Annotated in this window: 19 protein-coding genes; 8 read left to right on the top strand and 11 right to left on the bottom strand. The window is 64.7% G+C overall.

What is annotated here, in order from left to right:
* Window positions 1-20: 20 nt before the first annotated feature.
* The 5 genes from KRR38_RS08040 to dapF form a co-directional block, all read right to left on the bottom strand.
* Entirely contained in the window at window positions 21-593 is a 573-nt protein-coding gene (locus tag KRR38_RS08040) for a urate hydroxylase PuuD (RefSeq protein ID WP_217400390.1), read from the bottom strand.
* A 143-nt stretch (window positions 594-736) separates the two neighbouring features.
* A complete protein-coding gene (locus KRR38_RS08035) occupies window positions 737-1,384 on the bottom strand; it encodes an inner membrane-spanning protein YciB (RefSeq protein ID WP_217400388.1) in 648 nt (215 codons plus the stop codon).
* Window position 1,385: 1 nt separating this feature from the next.
* The gene (gene ftsY / locus KRR38_RS08030) at window positions 1,386-2,309 is read right to left on the bottom strand and encodes a signal recognition particle-docking protein FtsY (RefSeq protein ID WP_217400387.1); all 924 of its coding nucleotides are present in this window, start codon (window positions 2,307-2,309) and stop codon (window positions 1,386-1,388) included.
* The gene (locus KRR38_RS08025; RefSeq protein ID WP_217400385.1) at window positions 2,306-3,478 is read right to left on the bottom strand and encodes a MiaB/RimO family radical SAM methylthiotransferase; all 1,173 of its coding nucleotides are present in this window, start codon (window positions 3,476-3,478) and stop codon (window positions 2,306-2,308) included. The genes ftsY and KRR38_RS08025 overlap by 4 nt, the downstream gene beginning before the upstream one ends.
* Window positions 3,475-4,293: a diaminopimelate epimerase gene (gene dapF, locus KRR38_RS08020; protein ID WP_217400383.1), complete on the bottom strand. Its 819-nt coding sequence runs from the start codon at window positions 4,291-4,293 to the stop codon at window positions 3,475-3,477. The genes KRR38_RS08025 and dapF overlap by 4 nt, the downstream gene beginning before the upstream one ends.
* Before the next feature lie 173 nt (window positions 4,294-4,466).
* Between dapF and KRR38_RS08015 the strand changes: the two genes are divergently transcribed.
* Window positions 4,467-5,966 carry a hypothetical protein gene (locus tag KRR38_RS08015; protein WP_217400381.1) on the top strand — a complete coding sequence of 500 codons (1,500 nt, stop codon included), beginning with the start codon at window positions 4,467-4,469 and terminating at the stop codon, window positions 5,964-5,966.
* A 48-nt stretch (window positions 5,967-6,014) separates the two neighbouring features.
* Here KRR38_RS08015 and KRR38_RS08010 read toward each other — a convergent pair whose 3' ends face one another.
* The 3 genes from KRR38_RS08010 to KRR38_RS08000 form a co-directional block, all read right to left on the bottom strand.
* Window positions 6,015-7,064: an aspartate-semialdehyde dehydrogenase gene (locus tag KRR38_RS08010; RefSeq protein ID WP_217400379.1), complete on the bottom strand. Its 1,050-nt coding sequence runs from the start codon at window positions 7,062-7,064 to the stop codon at window positions 6,015-6,017.
* Between the two features lie 240 nt (window positions 7,065-7,304).
* On the bottom strand, window positions 7,305-9,002 hold the full coding sequence (locus KRR38_RS08005) for a bifunctional diguanylate cyclase/phosphodiesterase (protein WP_254514686.1): 1,698 nt from the start codon (window positions 9,000-9,002) through the stop codon (window positions 7,305-7,307).
* Window positions 9,003-9,098: 96 nt separating this feature from the next.
* Window positions 9,099-10,034, bottom strand: a complete 936-nt coding sequence (locus KRR38_RS08000) for an isopenicillin N synthase family oxygenase (RefSeq protein WP_217400370.1) — start codon at window positions 10,032-10,034, stop codon at window positions 9,099-9,101.
* A gap of 60 nt (window positions 10,035-10,094) precedes the next feature.
* Between KRR38_RS08000 and KRR38_RS07995 the strand changes: the two genes are divergently transcribed.
* From KRR38_RS07995 to KRR38_RS07985, 3 genes are all read left to right on the top strand, one after another.
* Complete coding sequence (locus KRR38_RS07995) at window positions 10,095-10,544, top strand: EVE domain-containing protein (RefSeq protein ID WP_217400368.1); 450 nt, start codon at window positions 10,095-10,097, stop codon at window positions 10,542-10,544.
* A gap of 85 nt (window positions 10,545-10,629) precedes the next feature.
* The gene (locus KRR38_RS07990) at window positions 10,630-10,812 is read left to right on the top strand and encodes a CsbD family protein (protein ID WP_217400366.1); all 183 of its coding nucleotides are present in this window, start codon (window positions 10,630-10,632) and stop codon (window positions 10,810-10,812) included.
* Between the two features lie 198 nt (window positions 10,813-11,010).
* Window positions 11,011-11,178, top strand: a complete 168-nt coding sequence (locus KRR38_RS07985; RefSeq protein WP_254514685.1) for a hypothetical protein — start codon at window positions 11,011-11,013, stop codon at window positions 11,176-11,178.
* On the opposite strand, the gene KRR38_RS07980 is transcribed toward KRR38_RS07985, so the two are convergent.
* A complete protein-coding gene (locus KRR38_RS07980; RefSeq protein ID WP_217400362.1) occupies window positions 11,175-12,485 on the bottom strand; it encodes an MFS transporter in 1,311 nt (436 codons plus the stop codon). The two genes, KRR38_RS07985 and KRR38_RS07980, sit on opposite strands and share 4 nt — an antisense overlap.
* A 114-nt stretch (window positions 12,486-12,599) precedes the next feature.
* Between KRR38_RS07980 and pgsA the strand changes: the two genes are divergently transcribed.
* Both pgsA and KRR38_RS07970 read left to right on the top strand, forming a co-directional pair.
* A complete protein-coding gene (gene pgsA, locus KRR38_RS07975; RefSeq protein WP_217400360.1) occupies window positions 12,600-13,193 on the top strand; it encodes a CDP-diacylglycerol--glycerol-3-phosphate 3-phosphatidyltransferase in 594 nt (197 codons plus the stop codon).
* A gap of 262 nt (window positions 13,194-13,455) precedes the next feature.
* Window positions 13,456-15,993, top strand: coding sequence for a TonB-dependent receptor (locus KRR38_RS07970; RefSeq protein ID WP_217400357.1), 2,538 nt, complete (start codon window positions 13,456-13,458; stop codon window positions 15,991-15,993).
* A gap of 60 nt (window positions 15,994-16,053) precedes the next feature.
* Here KRR38_RS07970 and KRR38_RS07965 read toward each other — a convergent pair whose 3' ends face one another.
* Complete coding sequence (locus tag KRR38_RS07965) at window positions 16,054-16,950, bottom strand: hydrogen peroxide-inducible genes activator (protein WP_217400355.1); 897 nt, start codon at window positions 16,948-16,950, stop codon at window positions 16,054-16,056.
* On the bottom strand, window positions 16,947-18,197 hold the full coding sequence (gene rnd, locus KRR38_RS07960; protein WP_217400353.1) for a ribonuclease D: 1,251 nt from the start codon (window positions 18,195-18,197) through the stop codon (window positions 16,947-16,949). Before rnd ends, KRR38_RS07965 begins: the two co-directional genes overlap by 4 nt.
* A gap of 114 nt (window positions 18,198-18,311) precedes the next feature.
* Here rnd and aspS point away from each other — a divergent pair, with 114 nt between their 5' ends.
* Both aspS and KRR38_RS07950 read left to right on the top strand, forming a co-directional pair.
* Window positions 18,312-20,096: an aspartate--tRNA ligase gene (gene aspS, locus KRR38_RS07955; protein WP_217407155.1), complete on the top strand. Its 1,785-nt coding sequence runs from the start codon at window positions 18,312-18,314 to the stop codon at window positions 20,094-20,096.
* Between the two features lie 154 nt (window positions 20,097-20,250).
* Complete coding sequence (locus tag KRR38_RS07950; RefSeq protein WP_217400351.1) at window positions 20,251-20,487, top strand: acyl carrier protein; 237 nt, start codon at window positions 20,251-20,253, stop codon at window positions 20,485-20,487.
* Window positions 20,488-20,501: the final 14 nt, after the last annotated feature.

Here is a 20,501-nt window from a genome sequence, read left to right as displayed (position 1 = left end):
CCCGAAGTGACTTGCCGCGATCAGCCCAGGTTGGCGCTGACCATGCAGTAGAACATCGGCAGCGACAGCAGCAGGTTGGTGCGGCTGGCGATGAGCGCGCGCGGCGTCGCCTTGGCCTTCTCCTCGTCGGTCGCCTCGATGATGCCGAGGATCTTCTTCTGCGCCGGCCAGATGATCAGCCAGACGTTGAGGAACATGACGATCGCGATCCACATGCCCAGGCCGATCAGATTGACGTTGCCTTCGCCCGTAAAGGTCAGTGCCTGATGGCCGTAGCCGTCGACGAAAGCGATGGTGAGGCCGGTCAGCACGGTGAACAGTGCCGCCCAACGGAAAAAGAAGAACACGTTCGGGGCGATGTAGCCGGTGACGCCTTTCTTCAATTCGGCGGGGACCTTGGGCATGGTCGGCACCTGGACGAAGTTCAGGTAGTAGAGCAGGCCGATCCACAGCACGCCGAAGAACAGGTGCAGCCAGCGGAAGACCGAGTTGACGTCGACCGGAGCAGACGGCGCGAAGGCCATCATCACAGCGATCGCGAGCACGAGCCCGATTGCGAGCACCAGGTGCAGATTTCCGAATAGTTTGGCCATTGTTTCCCCCTTAGGATTCCGAAGGCTCTTGTTGCGCAGCAAAACTGCAAGCTTGTTGGCCGCGCGGGTCGACCCGAAACGGCGGCAGCCGGTTTATTGCGTCAACGCAAGAGAATGTCACACGTTTTCGTGTGTTTTTGCACTTATTCGTGCGGCGGGTGGGTAATCACTTCGTCTTTCGACTCCTCGCCGAGGCCGTGACGCAAGACCATGGGAATCTGCGAGAAGGTAAAGAGGAACGACAGCGTGGTGAAGCCCCACAGCTTGGCTTGCAGCCAGCCGTCGAAGCTCAGCACCTGGCGCAGCACTTCATTGAGGCCGGCGAGGACCAGGAAGAAGATCGCCCAATTGCGCGAAAGCTTGAGCCAGCCGGCCTCGTCCAGGCCCTCGAACGCGGACTGCAGCAAATAGCGCAGCATTGGCTTGCCGCGGGCGAGGCCGACGAACAGCACGGTGGCGAACAGCAGGTAGATCGCGGTCGGCTTCACCTGGACCCAGAAGGGATCGCCGAGCAGTACGGTCAGAGTACCGAAGCCGAGGATCAGCACGGTCGAAAGCCAGAGCATCGGCGAGATATGCCCGAGCCGCCAGCGCGAGACGATCAGCGCGACCACGGTCGCGCCCATGAAGGCGATCGTGCCCTTGGTCACGGCGAGGGCGACGCCGATACCCTGGTCGCCTGTCGGCGGCGCGTAGTGGCGATAGGCGAGGAAGAAGACCAGCAGCGGGCCGAAATCGACCACGAGGTTGATCCACGAACTCTTGGGCTTTTCCTTCGTTGCTTCGGCCATCTCAGGCAACTCCCGCAATGACGCGCGCGACGAGGTCGGGGTCGAAGGGGCGCAGGTCGTCGATCTTCTCGCCGACGCCGATGGCGTGGATCGGCAGGCCGTACTGCTCGGCTGCGGCGACCAGCACGCCGCCGCGCGCGGTGCCGTCCAGCTTGGTCATGATGAGCCCGGTCACGCCTGCCACTTCCTTGAAAGTCTCGATCTGCTGCAAGGCATTCTGTCCGTTCGTCGCGTCAAGCACCAGCACGACGTCGTGCGGGGCTTCGGGGTTGAGGCGGCCAAGCACGCGGCGAATCTTGGCGAGCTCGTCCATCAGTTCGCGCTTGTTCTGCAACCTTCCGGCCGTATCCACGATTAACGCGTCGATGCCCTGCTCGGTTGCGGCCTTGACCCCGTCATAGACGATAGAGGCCGGATCGCCGCCTTCGGGGCCGCGGATCACGGGGACGCCGATACGTTCTGCCCAGACCGCGAGCTGGCCGATCGCCGCGGCACGGAAGGTGTCGCCGGCGGCGAGCATCACGCCGTAATCCTGCTCCTGGAACAGGTGCGCCAGCTTGGCGATCGTCGTGGTCTTGCCCGAGCCGTTGACGCCGATCACGAGCACCACCTGCGGGCGCGGAAAGGCGACGACTTCCAGCGGCTTGGCCACGGGGCGCAGGATTGCGGCGATTTCGTCGGCGACGGCTTCCTTTATCGCCTGGTCGTCGAGCCCGCGCTCGAAGCGCTCGCCCGACAGGCGTTCGCGGATGCGGGCGGCGGCACGGGGGCCGAGGTCGGAGAGGATCAGCGCATCCTCGATCTCGTCGAGCTGCTCGTCGTCCAGCTTGGATTTCGTAACGATTCCAGCGAGATTTTCGGAAAGTCGTTCCGAGGTCTTGCGAAAGCCGCCGAACAGCCGGTCGCTCCAGGTTTCCGCGCTCATGCGAGCATTCCTTCGATCACCGCACGCGGCGTTATTGTCAGCCAATGCGACACCTGCGCGTCGTCCGGTAGCCGCACGCGCGCAAAATTCTCGGCATGGCCGGTGCCGTCGCGTTCGGCCAGCACCTTCAAAGGCGTGCCGACAAGCGAGGCCAGCCAGCGCGAACGCTGCGCCGCCACGGCCGCTCGCAGCTCTGCCGCACGTGCCTTGATTACGGCCGGCGCGACCTGCGGCATGCGCGCCGCCGGCGTGCCGGGACGCAGCGAATAGGGGAAGACGTGGCCGTGCACCACGTCGAGCTCCTTGATGATCGACAGGTTGGCTGCGTGCATCGCCGCGTCCTCGGTCGGGAAGCCGGCGATCAGGTCGGCGCCGATGGCGATATCGGGGCGGCGGGCGCGCAGGTTTTCGACCAGGCGGATCGCATCGGCGCGTGCGTGGCGGCGCTTCATGCGCTTGAGGATCATGTCGTCGCCCGATTGCAGCGAGAGGTGGACATGCGGCATCACCCGCGGCTCGCCCGCGAGCAATTCGAACAATTGCGTATCGATCTCGATCCCGTCGAGCGAGGACAGCCGCAGCCGTTCGAGCGTCGGGAAGGCATCGAGGGTTGCCCTGACCAGCGAGCCGAGCCGCGGGCCATCGGGCAGGTCACCGCCCCAGGAAGTGAGATCGACGCCGGTGAGTACAACCTCGCGCGCGCCGGATTCGAGATGCAGGGCGACATCGGCGATTACCTGCTGAACCGAGCGCGAGCGGCTCGGACCGCGGCCCTGCGGGATCACGCAAAAGGTACAGGCATGATCGCAGCCGTTCTGTACGTCGACGAATGCGCGGGTATGCCCCTGATGCGGCGCGACCGGCGAGGGCGGCACGTTCCACACGCGCGGATCGAGCTTGGCCGCATTGGCCACCAGTCCGTCGACCTCGGGCATCGCTGAGAGTGCCTCGCGCTCGACCTCGGCGGCGCAGCCGGTGACGAGCAGCCGCGCGTCGGGACGGGCCTTGCGGGCGCGGCGGATCGCCTGGCGGGTCTGGCGCACCGCCTCGGCGGTGACCGCGCAGCTATTGATTACGGTCAGGTTGTCGCTGGCGGCGAGCAGGCCGCGCAGGCTTTCGCTTTCGGAGAGGTTCAGACGGCAGCCCAGCGAAACGACTTCGAGCGTCACACCGATACTCCGTAATCGGCAGGATCGAAGGTTCCCCGGAAGCTCTCCGCAGCAGCCCCGGTCATGACGATCTCGCCGTCGTCGCGCCAGTCGATCCGCAGCGGGCCGCCGGGCAGGGTGACCGTGATCGAGCGGTCGGTCAGGCCGCGGCGCATCGCGGCGATTGCGGTGGCGCAGGCGCCGGTGCCGCAGGCGCGGGTCAGGCCGGCGCCGCGTTCCCAGACCCGCAGGCGGATCGCATCGCGCGCGGTCACCGTGGCGGCGTTGACGTTGACCCGCTCGGGAAACAGCGGATCGCGTTCGATCAGCGCGCCGAGCCGGGCGAGGTCGACCGCGTCGGTGTCGGGCACGAAGAAGATCACATGCGGATTGCCGACATTGACCGCTACCGGGTTCTCCAAGTCCTCCCAGCCGACGGGCATCGTCAGCGTATCCATCGGATAGGCAAGGGGGATGCGGTCCCAGTCGAAGCGCGGCTGGCCCATTTCGACCGAGATGCCGTCCTCGGCGGGCGAGGCTGTGATCAGCCCGCCGGCGGTCTCGATCCGCGCCGCGGCGCCGTGGAGCAGGCCGATCGCGCGTGTCGCATTGCCACAGGCCTCGACCTCGCTGCCGTCCGAATTGAAGATACGCATGCGGAAGTCGGCTGCCGTAGACGGCTCCAGCAGGACGAGCTGGTCGCAGCCGATGCCCGTGTGGCGATCGGCCAGCGCTGCGGCGAGCGTGCTGTCGATTCCCGGCACGCTCTCGACGCGCCCGTCGAGCACAACGAAGTCGTTGCCGAGGCCGTGCATCTTGACGAAGGGGACACGCATGATGGCCGCGCTCTAGAGACTATCGGGGCAAAGGGAAAGCGCTGTGGTACGCCTCGGCCTTCCTGAAATGCATGCTCCGTGGGGTATCCACGGCGGATGCAACGTCGATTGATGTCTACAGGATTTCTGGTCAACAGGTTGCAACGACAAGATTCGGTCGACGGGGAGTGGGCATGATTTTGCGCCGGGCACTACTGCTGGGCTTGCTGATGGCAACGGCTCAACCATCACCTGTCGCTGCCGCGGAGCGCCCGGATGATCAGAAGACAGCCCTCACGGCGCTCGCCGCGGCCGCTCAGAACAACGATTGCAAGGCCGCCGCTCCGATCGTTGCGCAGCAGGCGGGCTCGGCCAGGTTTGCCGACCTGCCGGATCCGGTGCGGCGGGATGTCTATCGGATCGGGACGTTCTGTGCCTTCGCCGCGCGGGAACTCGATCTGGCGCTCCGCTATGCCGAAGTGGGAACGCGGATTTCGGGCGCCGACAACGAGTTCTGGAAACTGCGTTTCCAACTCACCTGGCAAGCCAAACGAACAGCCGATGCGGTGACCGTAGTAGAGGAAATGGCGCGAAATTCGCCTGACGCGCTGATGGCGATTTCGATCGGTACATGGTCCAGGACCTATCTTTCGCTCAAGGCACAGGGCGACATGGCCTTGACGCGGCGATTGCTCGCCGTCCTCACCAATCCGGCTTACGTCTTGGGCGAGGCCCGGATCGGATCGTCGATCGACGGGTTCCGCCAAGGCTATGCCGGCATTCTGACCGACGCGGGCGACAAGGATGGCGCGGCCGCGATGCTGGCTCTGATCGACAGCCCCGGCGCGCTCATGGGCATTAGCGTCGACACCCGGCTGAAAGCGCTGCTGCCTGCCAGTTACGATGCGCGCTCATCTGTCGAAAGGCACATGGCGCGAATGAGAGAAATCGCGGCGGCGCACGCCAACGTGATGCGCCCGCAAATCAACGTTGTGACCGACCTGCTGTGGCTGGGAAAAGGCGAGGAAGCACTTCGCACGCTTGAAGTGATCGATCCGCTCAAGGCGGGGGCGCCGGCCTACGCGGACAAGGACGAACTGTTGCCTTGGTGGTGGGACAGCAAGGCGCGCGCCTATGCCCAGCTGGGACGCTACCCGGAAGCGATCGAAGCCTATTCGCAGGGCAAGGCCCTGAACGAGTATGGCCAGCCGAACATCAGCCAGACGATCAACATGGCGGGCCTGCAACTCGTGTTCGGACATCCGGCGGATGCGATCGAAACGCTCGCGCCTATCGCGGCCGGCAGCATCAAGGGCAGCCTGGTGGGCATGATGCAGTTCCGCGACAATCGTGGTTGCGCCAGCTACCGGTTGGGCAGGCTTGCGGATGCCAAGGCCGATCTCGCTTATTTGCGCGATCATTTTGCCGAGGGGCCGGAGTTGGTGACAGATCTTGAGCTCTGCATGGGCGATGTTGATGCCGCGGCGGCGTCGGTGATCAAGCGGCTCGAAACGCCTAACCAACGTGTTCAGGCTTTGCTGGACCTCAGCGACTATGCACCACCGCCCGCGACCTATCCGGCCGATCCTTCGGCTGAAGCGCTCGCGGCGCTCAAGCGCCGCGCCGATGTGAGAGCTGCCGCCGATCGCGCAGGCGGCACGCGCAGTTTCAACGTCCTGGTTTCGGGGAGATAACAAGCGAATAGCCAGGCGCGGCCGGGACCGCGCCTGGCTTCGAATTTCCTAGAACTTCCCGCTGATCAACACCTCGGCAATCTGCACGGCGTTGAGCGCCGCGCCCTTGCGCAGGTTGTCGTTGGCGACGAACAGCGTCAGGCCGTTGTCGGCCGACATGTCGCGGCGGACGCGGCCGATGAAGACCGGGTCCTTGCCCGCGGCTTCGAGCGGGTTGGGTACCTCGGTAACGACCACGCCCGGTGCCTGGCCGAGCAGCTCCAGCGCCTTTTCGGGCGAAAGCGGGCGCTCGAACTCGACGTTCAGCGCAATCGAATGGCCGGTGAAGACCGGCACGCGCACGCAGGTCGCGGCGACGCGCAGGCCCGGGATCTCCAGGATCTTTCGGCTCTCGTCGCGCAGCTTCAGCTCTTCCTCGGTATAGCCGTCCTCGCCCAGCACGTAGTTGAGCGGCACGACGTTGTAGGCGATCGGCACCGACCACTTGCGCGGCGTGCCGAGATCGACCGAGCCGCCGTCCTGCGCGAGGTCTGCGCAAGCCTCGGCACCGGCCTGGACCTGTTCGCGCAGGATTTCGACACCCTCGACGCCGCCGCCGGAGACCGCCTGATAGGTGCTCGCCACCAGCCGCGTCAGGCCTGCCGCATCGTGCAGCGGCTTGAGCGCGGGCATGGCCGCCATGGTCGTGCAATTGGGGTTCGCGACGATGCCCTTGGGCATCTGGCGCAGCGCGTGCGGGTTCACCTCGGCGACTACGAGCGGCACTTCGGGATGCGCGCGCCAGGCCGAGCTGTTGTCGATCACTACGGCGCCGGCCGCGGCGACCTTCTCGGCGAGCGCCTTGGAAGTCGAGCCGCCAGCCGAGAAGAAGACGACGTCGAGGCCCGCGTAGTCGGCCGCGGTGGCATCCTCGACCACGACGTCGGCCCCGCCGAAAGGGATCGTCTTGCCCGCCGACCGCGCCGAGGCGAATAGCCGCAGCTGCGCCACCGGGAAATTCCGCTCGGCCAGCAGTGCAAGCATCATCGTGCCGACGAGGCCCGTCGCGCCGACCACGCCGACTGTGTAGCGGCCGGTGGTGTTATCGAGGTAGTTCATGAAAATGCGTCTCCTTCTGTGCGGAGGCGCGGGATGCTTTGGCTTGCTTTGCAAGAGGCCCCGCGCTTCGGCGGGGCTTTGTCCAGGTGCCTAAGGTTGAACCGTCGGCACGACCGGACCGCCCCGCAGGTGCGGGTCGGCTTCGGGCTAATGGTTTTAATCATCACCATGGACATGGCGCGCCCGATAGCGTCGGTCCGCGTCGTTGTAAACGCGTGATTTGCCGTCATGCCGGGGCGATCAGGATTCGCCCGCCGCCTTGGAGATGGGCAGGTCCGAGGAGTAGCGGGCGATCGCGGTCTTCTTGTCGTCCTGCTCGTTCAGCAGGTCAAGGCTGGCCAGGCGTTCGCGGGTGACGCTGGCGGGCTGCGGCTGACCGTAGAGGAAGCCCTGGCCCTTGATGTCGCCGTATTGCATCAGGCGCGCGAGGATTTCCTTGGTCTCGATGCCCTCGGCGGTGACCGGCAGGCCGAGGTCCTTGCCGAGCCGCGTGACCGCGTCGACGATCGCGGCGCTGTCGCTGTTGTCGGTCAGGTTGGTCACGAACATGCGGTCGATCTTGATCCGGTCGAACGGCAGGCTGCGCAGCTGCGCCAGCGAGCTGTAACCGGTGCCGAAATCGTCGAGGCTGATGCGGATGCCCTGGTTCTTCAGGCTGGTTACGAGCGTGCGCACTTCGGCGATATTCTCGTGCAAGCAGCTTTCGGTGATCTCGATCTCGAGCCGGTTCGGCGGGAAATTGGCTTCGAGCAGCAGTTTCAGCAGCTTTTGGGCGAACCAGGGATCGCGCATCTGCAGCGGCGAGATGTTGACCGACAGGGTCAGCCGCGAATCCCAGGCCTTCGCATCTTCGAGCGCTTGGGCGATGACGCTTTCGGACAGTTCGGCGATCGCGCCGATCTCCTCGGCGATCGGGATGAAGATCTCCGGGCTGACTATGCCCAGCGTCGGCGAATTCCAGCGGGCAAGCATCTCGAAACCGGTGAGTTCACCCGTGGCGAGGTCGATCTGCTGCTCGTAGAACGGAACGAATTCACCCAGGCGCACGCCGCGGCGGATGCCCTGTTCGATCTCGCGGCGGAAGCGCAGGTCGTTCTGCATCGGCGCGTCGAACCAGAAGTAGCGATTCCGGCCGCGGCGCTTGGCGTGGTACATGGCGATGTCGGCCATGTGCAGCAGCGTCTGGGCGTCGGCCACTGCTTCACCGTCTCCGCGCGGGAAATCGCTGCGGGTGAGGCCGAGCGAAGCGGTGATCTCGATCGCATTGCCGATCACTTCCGAACGCTGCGCCACGGCTTCGATCAGCGCACAGGCGAGATCGTCTATCGTTTCGGGCCGCTTGGGATCGAAAGGGACGATACAGGCGAACTCGTCGCCGCCGAGCCGTGCCAGGACCGCGCGGGGCGGCATCAGCGCGGCGGCGCGCTGGGCGCATTCGCGGAGCACCTGGTCGCCCGTACTGTGGCCGTTGAAGTCGTTGATCTGCTTGAAGTTGTCGAGATCGATCATGATCAGCGCGACGACTTCGCCGCGCTCGGCGCTGGTGGCCATGAGATTGGCCGTCGCCTCGCCGACGCTGCGACGGTTGAGGCAGCCGGTCAGCGCATCGGTCTCGGCCAGGAGCTTGGCTTGGGTCTCGGCATGGCGCCGCTCGCGCACTTCCTCGCTGAGTTGGCGATAGCGGCGCCAGCCGAAGATGATCAGCGCGACGTTGAGCAGCAGGGCATTGGTCAGCGCCTTGTCGGGGCCGAGCCCGAGGCCCGCGAGCGAACGGATGACCTGCGGGATGACGGCGCCGCCGGTGCCGACGAACATGATGATGGCGGCCGTGGCGATGCCGAGCGCGATGATGTCGCGTTCGGCCGCACCGAACCAACGGGCGCGGCTACGCTTGGCCGCTCGTTTCGTTTCGCCTGGACTGAGGTTGTCGTCAGCCAATCCCACGTGCCTTTTCCGCCGTAATCGGGTCGGTTTAGGGCAATTGGTCTGAAATTTCGGTTAAACGGACTGAAAACTGGTGTGGTTTACGGCTTTTTACTTCTTGAGACCGATCTCGCGTAGGCGTTCCTGCAAGTAATCGTCGGCGGTGATAGAGACAGGATAGCGGTCGGGATTGTCCGCGCTGACGCATTGCGGCAGCGTCTCGAAGCGGAAGTCGCTGCGCAGGTGGAGGAAGAAGGGCATCGAATAGCGGCTGTGCGTGGCCCGCTCACCGGCAGGGTTGCGCACGCGGTGCGTAGTAGAGGGCAGGGCGTGGTTGGTCAGCCGCTGCAGCATGTCGCCGATATTGACCACCAGCGCGCCTTCGGGCGGCGATACGGACAGCCACCCGCCCTGCTTGCCCAGCAATTCGAGCCCGGCTTCCTCGGCGCCGAGCAACAGGGTGATGAGGTTGATGTCCTCGTGCGCGCCGGCGCGGATCGCGCCGCTCTCGCTGGCGGGGACAGGCGGATAGTGCAGCAGGCGCAGCACCGAATTGCCGTCCTCGATCGCCGGCTCGAACCAGTCGGCGGCGAGGCCGAGGTGGACCGCGATGCGCGAGAGGATCAGCGCGCCGACCCGGTCGAACTCGGCAAAGAGTGCCTCGAAGGTTTCGCGGAAATCCGCCGGACGGGTAGGCCAGACGTTGGCGGGCATCGAGGCGGCGAGGGCATGACCCGCGGGGAGGTCGCGGCCGACGTGCCAGAATTCCTTGAGATCGTGCAACTTCGCGCCCTTGGCGATCTCGGTTCCGAACGGCGTGTATCCGCGCGCGCCGGCCTGCCCCTCGATAAAGTAGCTGCGCTTCTCCGCCTCGGGCAGCGCGAAGAACTCGGCCGTCAGCCGCCATGCCTCGGCGATCAGCGCGGCGTCGATGCCGTGATCCTTGACCAGCGCGAAGCCGAAGGCGCGGAAGCTGGCGCCGATGTCGTCCGAGAACCGTGCCGGCGTATCGGCGAGGCTCAAGACGGGGAGAGTATCGAGGTCCATGTGGCAGAGTCCGGAATTGGGCGTTATGGCCGCTCCCTACTGACAAACGGACGGGAAAGCATGACGAAAAGCGCACAGGAGAAAGAAGCGGGGAAAGCGGAGCCGCGCTACTGGCTGATGAAGTCGGAGCCCGACGCCTATAGTTGGGACGATCTCGTCGCCGAGGGCGAGGGGACCTGGGACGGCGTGCGCAACCACCGTGCGGCGAACAACCTGCGCGCGATGAAGAAGGGCGACAAGGCGTTCTTCTATCACTCGAACGAGGGGCTGGAGATCGTCGGCATCGTCACGATCAGCAAGCCGGGGCTCAAGGATCCGACCGATCCCGATGGCAAGTGGGCGGCGGTCAAGGTCAAGCCGGTCCAGAAGCTCAAGCGGCCGGTGACGCTTAAGGAGATCAAGGCCGATCCCGCGCTCGCCGACATGGAACTCGTGCGCCAGTCGCGGCTGTCGGTAGCCGAGGTGCGGCCGAGCGAGTGGGACTATATCCTGGATATGGCAAAGCGTTGAGCCGAGGAACCAATCCTTGGGCCTAACGTTCCTTCAATCACAGGGCGAGATCTGATCTCTTCGTGATTACAAGGAGTTATTTGTTATGGGTGAGCTCAAGGACAAGGCCAAGGGCCTCGCGAACGAAGCCGCTGGCAACATCAAGCAAGCCGTCGGCAAGGCTCGGAACGACCCTGCGCAGAAGGCCGAAGGCGTCGCGCAGGAGCGCAAGGGCGAGGCTCAGCAGGCGGTCGGCAAGGTGAAGGGTGCTCTCGGCGACAGCATCTGATCCGAATCATCCGGAATTAGGAAGGGCCGTCCCTCGGGGCGGCCCTTTTGCGTTGTGTTCCAATTCGGGATGTCCGCAAGAACCGTGGTTAACCGGCTGGTACGATGGTGAAGATTTTCTTAACGTAGCTGCATGAGAGCGAAAGGTCGCCACATGCATATCAGTCGCAGAATACCCATCAAACGACGCGCCCTCGTCTTGGGCGACGAATCCGCCCGGCATCCGTTTCTCGCGAGCCTGCCGCCGCATGTCCGCCAAGTGGAGCGCGATCTTGATGTCCGCAGCCGCACGAACGGCATCGGCTGGCGCGATTTCCTGACGACCTATACGGCGACGCTTGCCTGCGTCGCGGTGTTCATCGCCTAGGCTGTCGCCGCCGCCAGTTCTGCCTTGTAGAGAATCCAGCCGAGCCAGGCCGATCCCAGGCACATGGCTGCAACCAGCAGCAACTGATCGGCGATCGATACGCCCAGCGCGCTCAGCCCGACGGCGAGCACCGAACCCACCACCATCGCACCCGAATTGACGATGTTGTTCGCTGCGATCGTCCGCGCGGTCTGCGACTTGTCGACCGAGGTGGTCAGGAAAGCGTAGAGCGGCACCACGAACATGCCGCCGGCGATGGCGATGCCGAGCAATGTCAGCAGCAGGGGCACCGCCAGGGGCTGCGCTATGAAACCGGCGACGTCGAGCAGCCCGTCGAGCGGTTCCTGGCCCCAGAGCCGGCAGACGAAGTGGAACGCCACGACAAAGGCGCCCATGACCACGACCGAAGCGGGCGAAAAGCGTGCCGAAACCGTGCCCTTGAGCAGCGCGTTGATCGCCATCGAGCCGATCGCGATGCCGACCGAGAAGATCACCAGGAACAAGCTGGCGACTTCCTTGCTGGCATGGAGCACGTTCTTGGCCAGCGGCGGGAACTGGATGAACAGCACCGCGCCGATCGTCCAGAAGAAGCTGATCGCGATGATCGCGAAGAACACGCGGCGCTCGTGCATCGTGTTGCGGATCAGCGTGCCCGAGGCGCGGAAGACGTGGAAATCGAGCGGCTGGGCGGCGGTCAGCGGTGGGGCTGGCGGCACCTGGCGGCCGGTAAAATAGCCGAGGATCGCCGTCAGCACGACGATCAGTGCGGCCCATTCGACATTGATCCAGCCGGCCAAGATCGTCCCGGCGAGGACCGCCATATAGGTCCCCGCCTCGACCAGTCCGGTGCCGGCGAGTACTTCGTCGGCATGCAGGTGCTGCGGCAGGATGGCGTACTTGATCGGCCCGAAGAAGGTCGAATGGATACCCATGGCGAACAACGCGGCCAGCATCAGAGGGATCGCTGCGGTGGTCACCGCGATCCCCTGCCAGGCGAGCACAAGGCCGGCACCGCCGACCAGCATGATCAGGATCTCGCAGAACTTGACGATGCGGATGATCCGCGCCTTGTCACGCATGTCGGCGAGCTGGCCCGACAATGCCGAAAGCACGAAAAACGGGATGATGAACAGCCCCGAAGCGATGGCGCTGAACTTTGCTTCCTGGGCTTCCGAATTGTAGACGCTGTAAACGACGTACAGCACCATGGCGTTTTTGAAGAGGTTATCGTTGAAGGCGCCAAGGAGCTGGGTGATGAACAGCGGCAGGAAGCGGCGCGTCCCGATGAGGTGCGTCGTAGTTGTCATAGCCTCGTTTTCGGCAATCTCTCTTAGCGCGCGACCCTAGCGGTTGCTTGGCGGTCGACAAGCCCTTTACCGGCTCTTTTGTGCAGAACTGTTACCGGCTATCTCTGACCGCGCATGCTGACTCTCCCCAACATTCTCACGCTGTCGCGGATTTTTACCGTGCCGATCCTCGTGGCGCTGCTCTGGTGGCCCAAATGGGAGCTGGGCTACGGCATCGCCTTCGCGGTCTACTGCCTGATGGGCATCACCGATTATTTCGATGGCTATCTCGCGCGGGCCCAGGGCACGGTTTCCAAGCTGGGCGTGTTCCTCGATCCGATCGCGGACAAGATCATGATCGCCGCAGTGATTCTGGTGCTGACCGCGCAGGGTGTGCTGACCGGACCCTATGTCGGCGACATGCATGTGATCGCCGGATTGATCATCCTGATCCGCGAGATCGCGGTTTCGGGCCTGCGCGAGTTTCTCGGCGGGCTGCAGGTCTCGATCCCGGTAAGCCGGCTGGCGAAGTGGAAGACGACCTTCCAGCTCATTTCGCTGGGCGCCCTGATCCTCGGTTGCGCGCTGCCGCGCTGGAACGTCGACCTCGGCGGCTTTGTGGTGAACCTGCCGCATACGGTCGGCCTCACCACTCTGTGGGGCGCCGCGGCGCTGACGCTGGTGACGGGCTGGGACTACCTGCGCGTCGGCCTCAAGCACATGGATTGATAACGGCGGTCCGGGGTCGTTCGGTTATCCGCAGATTAGGTCCGGCGAGGACCCCATTCATCGCCCCCACGACGTAATGAACCACATGGATCGCTTTGTTGCGATCCGTGACCGACCTATAGTGTTCACAAATAAGAACTGAGGGGCTTCCCCAGACCACAGCGATACCGCTGCCGGCAGCCGAAACGAGCGCCGGAGCGGGAGCGGTGCATCTGCGGAGGATGGCCAGACCCAATCGGGCTGGTCTTTGTGGGAGGATATAATGAACGCCTACAGCTTATCCCGTAAATCTTTGCTCGCCTCCACGGCCATTGCGGTGGCCGCCTGGGTTCCCGCCGTAGCCCATGCCCAACAGGCCGAGGGTTCGGTTGGGCTCGAAGAAATCGTCGTCACCGCGCAGAAGCGCGAACAGTCCCTGCAGGACGTGCCGATCGCGGTCACCGCGGTGACGCAGGAAAACCTGCAGGCCAACCGCATCTTCACGGTCAACGACCTGTCGGCCGTCGCGCCGGGCGTCACGGTGAAGCCTTCGGCAGGCGGTATCTCTACGCCGTCCTTCACCATTCGCGGACAGACCAGTTTCGGCGTGGTCGCCGGTTCGGACAAGCAGGTCTCGATCTATATCGACGGCGTCTACATCGGTTCGCCGCGCGGCTCGATCTTCCAGCTTCCCGACATCCAGCGGCTCGAAGTGCTGCGCGGACCGCAGGGCACGCTGTTCGGCCGCAACGCCACGGCGGGCGGGGTGAGCATCACCACCCGCGACCCCACCGGCGACGCCCACGTGAAGCTCGAAGGCTCCTACGGCAACTATGACGCCTATCGCCTGCGCGCGACGGTCGAGACGCCGCAGTTCGGCCCGTTCAGCGCCTATTTCAGCTATGTGCGCGACTATCGCCGCGGCGAAATCCGCAACGCCGCCGCCGGGACTGTGTGGGATCGTTCGCTGTCCCCGGGATACGGCAAGACCACCTCGCCGAAATACCTCGGCACGGTCGATCCGAACTCCTACTTCGCCGCGGTGAAGTTCGAGCCGAGCGACAGCTTCAAGATGGTCTACAAGTACGACCGCAACGACGACAGCGGTACGCCCGAGGGCACCGGCTTCATCGGCTGGGACAAGGCGGCGGGGGGCGGCCTGCTCGGCAACGTGCTCACTGCAATGTACACCAGCCAGCCGACCTACATCGCGCCGGATGGCAAGCGGCCGGAAGTCGTGACGAACTCCTGGGTCACGGCGCGCGATCAGCGCGTCCAGGGCCACAGCCTGACCGCCACCTGGCAGGCGAGCGACAGCATCTCGGTCAAGAACATCCTCGCCTATCGCAAGGCGCACGTCTTCGCGCCTTCGTCGATCGACGGCGTCGGCATGCTGACTTTCACGCCGCAGATGGTCACCCCGTTCGCCACGCTTTCGGCGGTGGGCCAGCTTGGAGCCGCCTTCTTCTCGCTGCCGCCGGTGCAGCAAGGGGCGATTATCGGGCAGTTCGCGGCCGGTCTGGCGCCGCTTGTCGGATCGCGGGTCGCCATCGTCAATTCGCAGGCGCAATCGCAGGGCGATCAGTGGAGTGACGAGCTTCAGGTCAACTACACCTCCGAGAGATTGCAGGCGACCGCGGGCGCGCTGTGGTTCCATTCGAACGATGAGGCCGGCGGCCCTGTCGGCGAACAGAACACGCTGGTGTTCGGCACCTTCATCCCGGCATCGGGCCTTATCCCGCTCGGCAACGAAGGCCGCTATTTCAACAAGGCCACTTCGCTCGCGGCCTATGCCCAGCTCGAATTCAAGATCACGCCCGAACTCGAGATCGTGGGCGGTGCGCGCATCACCCACGACGAGAAGACCAGCCAGTTCCGCTGGGACGTCCGCAATCCTCAGACAGGGGTCATCTCGCCGCGGCCGCTGATCGTTCCGCCCAAATATACCAAGACCAAGCCCAATTTCCTGATCGGCCTCAACTGGAAGCCGAACCAGGATACCCTGATCTATGGCAAGTATTCGACCAGCTTCGTGTCGGGCGGCTCTACGGCGGGCATCGTCTATGAGCCGGAGACGGCCAGCTCGTTCGAAGTCGGCGTCAAGGCGGACTTGCTGGATCACCGCCTGCGTACCAACCTTGCGTTGTTCCACGTCGACTACAACCACTTCCAGTCGCCGCAGTCGACGACGGCAGTGAACTCGGTGGCGACCGTCCTGCCCATCCTGACGAGTCTCTATGGCGCGACCACGGCTAACGAACTGGTCGGCAGTCTCAGCACCTTTGTCGTCGACCAGGGCAAGATCAGAGCCAAGGGCTTCGAATTGGAAGTGACCGCGGCACCGACGCGCGGGCTAACGCTCGGCGGCAGCCTCAGCTATACCGATGTCTCCTATCCCTTCGTCAATCCGGGGGTTCTGGCCGGCTACGGCGGTGTCCTGCGGGTGACGGCGCGGCCGAAATGGACGGCCAGCGCCTTCTTCTCCTACGAAACCCAGCCGCTGTTCGGCGACACTACCCTGAACCTCCGCAGCGACGTGCTCTATCGCTCGAAGATTCTGTTCAGCGGCAACCCCGCGCTCGACGTCTATGCCGACAAGAGCAATGCCTCGGTTGCCGAGGTCGATGGCTTTGCGCTGGTCAATGGCCGTATCGCGCTGCGGCATCTCAAGTTCGGCCCGGGCGAGGGTGAACTTGCGGTGTTCGGCAAGAACCTGACCAACCGCAAGGACGCGACCTTCGCGCTGTTCACGCCGTTGGCGACCTCGGCGAACTATGTCGCGCCGCGGACCTATGGCGTCGAGCTCAGTTTGGATTTCTGAATCAGCGGATAAATCGGGTCGCACCGAGGGACGCCCGGGCCGGAAGGTCCGGGCGTTTTCCTATCCGGTCCGAAGTTCCTCGGCGAGCAGCCTGAACTCGTCGGCGCGGGGGCTGTTCTTGCGCCAGACCAGCGCGATCTCGCGGTTGGCGTTGGGCGCCTTCAAGGGCCGCGCGACGACGTTAGTGCCGTTGAGGATGCCGGCGTCGAGCGCCATCTCGGGCAGCATGGTCAGGCCGAGACCGTTGTCGACCATCTGCACCAGCGTGTGCAGCGAGGTGCCGATCATCGTCGCGCTGGCGCGCAGCTCGGGGCGGTTGCAGGCGGCGAGGGCATGATCCTTGAGGCAGTGGCCGTCCTCGAGCAGCATCAGCCGGTTCTCGTCGATCAGCGAGGGCGGGATCTCGTCGGGCGGGTTGCGCGGATCGTCGAGCGGGAAGGCGACGAAGAAGGCGTCGAGCTCGATCGTCTCCTTCTCCACCTCGCCCGTGGGATAAGGCAGGGCGAGCAGCACGCAGTCGGCGCGGCCGTGGTGGAGCGATTCGATCGCCGCCGCGCTCGGCTCCTCGCGCAGGAACAGTTTCAGGCTCGGCCGCTCGCGGCGGAGGCGCGGTAGCATGCGCGGGAGCAGGAATGGCGCGATCGTCGGGATCACGCTCATCCGCACTTCGCCCGACAGCGGCTGACCGCTCGACTGAACGAGATCGGACAGCTCCTCGGCCTCGCGCAGGATGCGGTGGGCCTTGGCGACGACGGCATTGCCCAAGGGCGTGAAGCGCACCGCGCGCTTGGTCCGTTCGACCAGTACCACACCCAGCAGCGCCTCGAGATCGCGCAGGCCCGCCGACAGCGTCGACTGCGAGACGAAGGCGGCATCGGCGGCGCGGCCGAAGTGGCCGTGCTCGTGGAGCGCGACCAGGTATTGCAGTTGCTTGAGAGTGGGGTGGTAGACGGTCACTCGGCGGCTTCGCTACCGGGCGCCTCGTTCGTGCCTACTGGCGTGTCTACTGGCGCGTCCACCGGCACATCCTCGATCACGTCGTCGACATGGGTCATCTTGAGCTTCCCGTCGACCACGGCGAAGGCCATCTTGCCTTCGACGAGGTCGAGCGCGTCGTGCCCGAACACGTCGTAGCGCCAGCCTTCGAGGATCGGCAGGTTCTTGCGCACGCCGGCCGCCAGCAACTCTAGGTCGTCGCTGCGCGCCAGCAGCCGCGCGGCGACGTCGATCTCGCGGCTGCGGATCTTGAGCAGCAGCTTGAGCAGGTCGGCGACCAGCGCGCCTTCCTTGCCCAGCGGCGCGCCGCGCGGCGTGCGTGCGGGCATTTCCGCGTCGGTCAGCGGCTGGGTATCGGCCAGCGTCTGCATCAGCCGGCGGCCGATCTCGTTGTCCTTCCAGCCCGCCGACAGGCCGCGGACCTTGGCGAGGTCTGCCTGGACCTTTGGGGGGTGGCTGGCGATGTCGGCCAGCGTCTCGTCGCGGGCGATGCGGCCGCGCGGGATGTTCTTGTCCTGCGCCTCGACCTCGCGCCAGGCGGCGATGGCTTTCAGCCTGCCGAGCACGGTCGCATTGCGGCTGGGCGCCTTGATCCGCTCCCAGGCCTCGGCGGGATCGTTGCGGTAGTTCTCGGGATCGGCGAGCTTCTCCATCTCCTGGTCGAGCCATTCGCCGCGCCCGGTCTTGCGCAGGCGGGCGAGGATCTTCGAGAAGATCTTCGACAGGTGGGTGACGTCGCCGATGGCATATTCGATCTGCCGCTCGGTCAGCGGCCGGCGCGACCAGTCGGTGAAGCGCGCGCCCTTGTCGACGGTGATGCCGAGCCAGGACTCGACCATGTTCGAATAGCCGATCTGCTCCGACTGGCTGATCGCCATCATCGCGATCTGCGTGTCGAAGATCGGGTGCGGGGTGCGGCCGGTGAAGTTGTAGACGATCTCCACGTCCTGGCCGCCCGCGTGGAAGACCTTGAGCACGTCCTCGTTGTCGGTCAGCAGGTCCCACAGCGGCTTGAGATCGAGCCCCGGCGCCAGCGGATCGATCGCTGCGGCTTCCTGGGTATCGGCCACCTGCACCAGGCACAGTTCAGGCCAATAGGTGTTCTCGCGCATGAATTCGGTGTCGACCGTAATGAAGTCGGCCTTGGAGAGGCGCTGGCACAGATCGGCGAGCGCTTCGGTAGTGGTAATAAGCGGATGTATTTTCATGGTGCTTTTTTCTAAATGGGTCCGTGCGGACCCGCGGCTTGACAAAATCGCGGCCATCGCCTGTTAGCCGCGCGCTCCCCCTGCCTGAATGAAGGCCGAATGGAAAGAGTTTCGATGCATCCCTATCGCACACACACCTGCGGCGCGCTTAACGCGGAACACGTTGGCCAGACCGTCCGGCTTTCGGGCTGGGTGCACCGCAAGCGCGATCATGGCGGCGTCCTGTTCGTCGATCTGCGCGATCACTACGGCATGACTCAGATCGTCGCCGACAGCGACAGCCCGGCACTGCCCGTGCTCGAATCGCTGCGCGCCGAAAGCGTCGTGACGATCGACGGCCTGGTGAAGGCGCGGGGCGAGGGCACGGTCAACGCCAATCTCGCGACCGGCGCGATCGAGGTCTTCGCCAAGGGCGTGACCGTGCAGTCGCGCGCCGAAGAGCTGCCGATGCCGGTGGCGGGCGACCAGGAATACCCTGAGGAAATCCGCCTCAAGTACCGCTATCTTGACCTGCGCCGCGACAAGGTGCACGCCAACATGATGCTGCGGAGCAAGGTGATCGCCAGCCTGCGCAACCGCATGGTCGCCCAGGGCTTCACCGAGTTCCAGACGCCGATCCTGACCGCCAGCTCGCCCGAAGGCGCGCGCGACTACCTCGTCCCCAGCCGCGTGCATCCGGGCCGGTTCTATGCGCTGCCGCAGGCGCCGCAGATGTTCAAGCAGCTGCTGATGGTCGCCGGCTTCGATCGCTATTTCCAGATCGCGCCCTGCTTCCGCGACGAGGACGCGCGCGCCGACCGATCGCCGGGCGAGTTCTACCAGCTCGACTTCGAGATGAGCTACGTTACCCAGGACGACGTGTTCAACGCGATCGAGCCGGTGCTGGCCGGCGTGTTCGAGGAATTCTCGAACGGCCGCGCCGTGACTTCCGCAGGCACCTTCCCGCGGATTCCCTATGCCGAATCGATGCTCAAGTACGGCAACGACAAGCCCGACCTGCGCAACCCGATCATTGTTCACGACGTCACCGAGCATTTCACGACCTCGGGCTTCGGCCTGTTCGAGAAGATCGTCGGTTCGGGCGGCAGGGTCCGCGCGATCCCGGCGCCGGGCACGGCCGAAAAGAGCCGCAAGTTCTTCGACGACATGAACGAATGGGCGCGCTCGGAAGGCCACGCCGGCCTCGGCTATGTCACCCGCAAGGGCGGCGAGTTCGGCGGGCCGATCGCCAAGAACCACGGCGAAGAGGGCATGAAGGCGCTCTACGACGCGATGGGCCTCGGCCCCGACGACGGTTGCTTCTTCGCCGCGGGCAAGGAAGCGCAGGCAGCGAAGCTTGCCGGCCTGGCGCGCACGCGCACGGGCGAACAGCTCGGCCTGATCGCCGAGGGCGAGTTCCGCTTCTGCTGGATCGTCGATTTCCCGATGTTCGAGTACGACGAGGACGCCAAGAAGGTCGATTTCAGCCACAACCCGTTCTCGATGCCCCAGGGCGAGCTCGAGGCGCTGGAAACGATGGACCCGCTCGATATCAAGGCCTGGCAGTACGACATCGTCTGCAACGGCGTGGAGCTGTCCTCGGGCGCGATCCGGAACCACCGTCCGGACATCATGTACAAGGCCTTCGAGATCGCCGGCTATTCGCAGGAAGACGTCGATACGAACTTCGCGGGCATGATCAATGCATTCAAGTACGGCGCGCCGCCGCACGGCGGCTCGGCGCCGGGTGTCGACCGCATCGTCATGCTGCTGGCCGACGAGCCGAACATTCGCGAGGTCATCGTCTTCCCGATGACGCAGAAGGCCGAGGACCTGATGATGGGCGCGCCGGGCAATGTGAACCTCAAGCAGCTGCGCGAGCTCCACATCCGTCTGGTGGAACCGCAGGCGAAAGCCTGAGCACTGGGGCATGTCGCGCCGGATTCGGCGACGGCATGCCTTTCCGAAGAGGTTGAGTGAATAAGGGGTTTATCGCCCCCACTTGCCAGCACGCCGCCCGGGCATTAGGGCGGCACACGAATTATTCTTCCTCCGCACAAGAAGGGGCAAATGCATGAGCGACACCGCCGATCGGGTTAAGAAGATCGTCGTAGAACATCTGGGCGTGGAAGCGGACAAGGTGACCGAAGACGCCAGCTTCATCGACGACCTGGGCGCCGACAGCCTCGACATCGTCGAGCTGGTGATGGCTTTCGAGGAAGAGTTCGGCGTCGAGATTCCGGACGATGCTGCTGAGAAGATCAGCACCGTCTCCGACGCGATCAAGTTCATCAACGACAACAAGGGCTGATAGCCCACATTCCC

Origin of the sequence: Novosphingobium sp. G106 (assembly GCF_019075875.1) — a bacterium.
In the GTDB taxonomy this organism is placed as follows: domain Bacteria; phylum Pseudomonadota; class Alphaproteobacteria; order Sphingomonadales; family Sphingomonadaceae; genus Novosphingobium.
The sequence above is the reverse complement of the archived record's forward strand: the minus strand, read 5'-3'. Positions and strand labels throughout refer to the sequence as shown.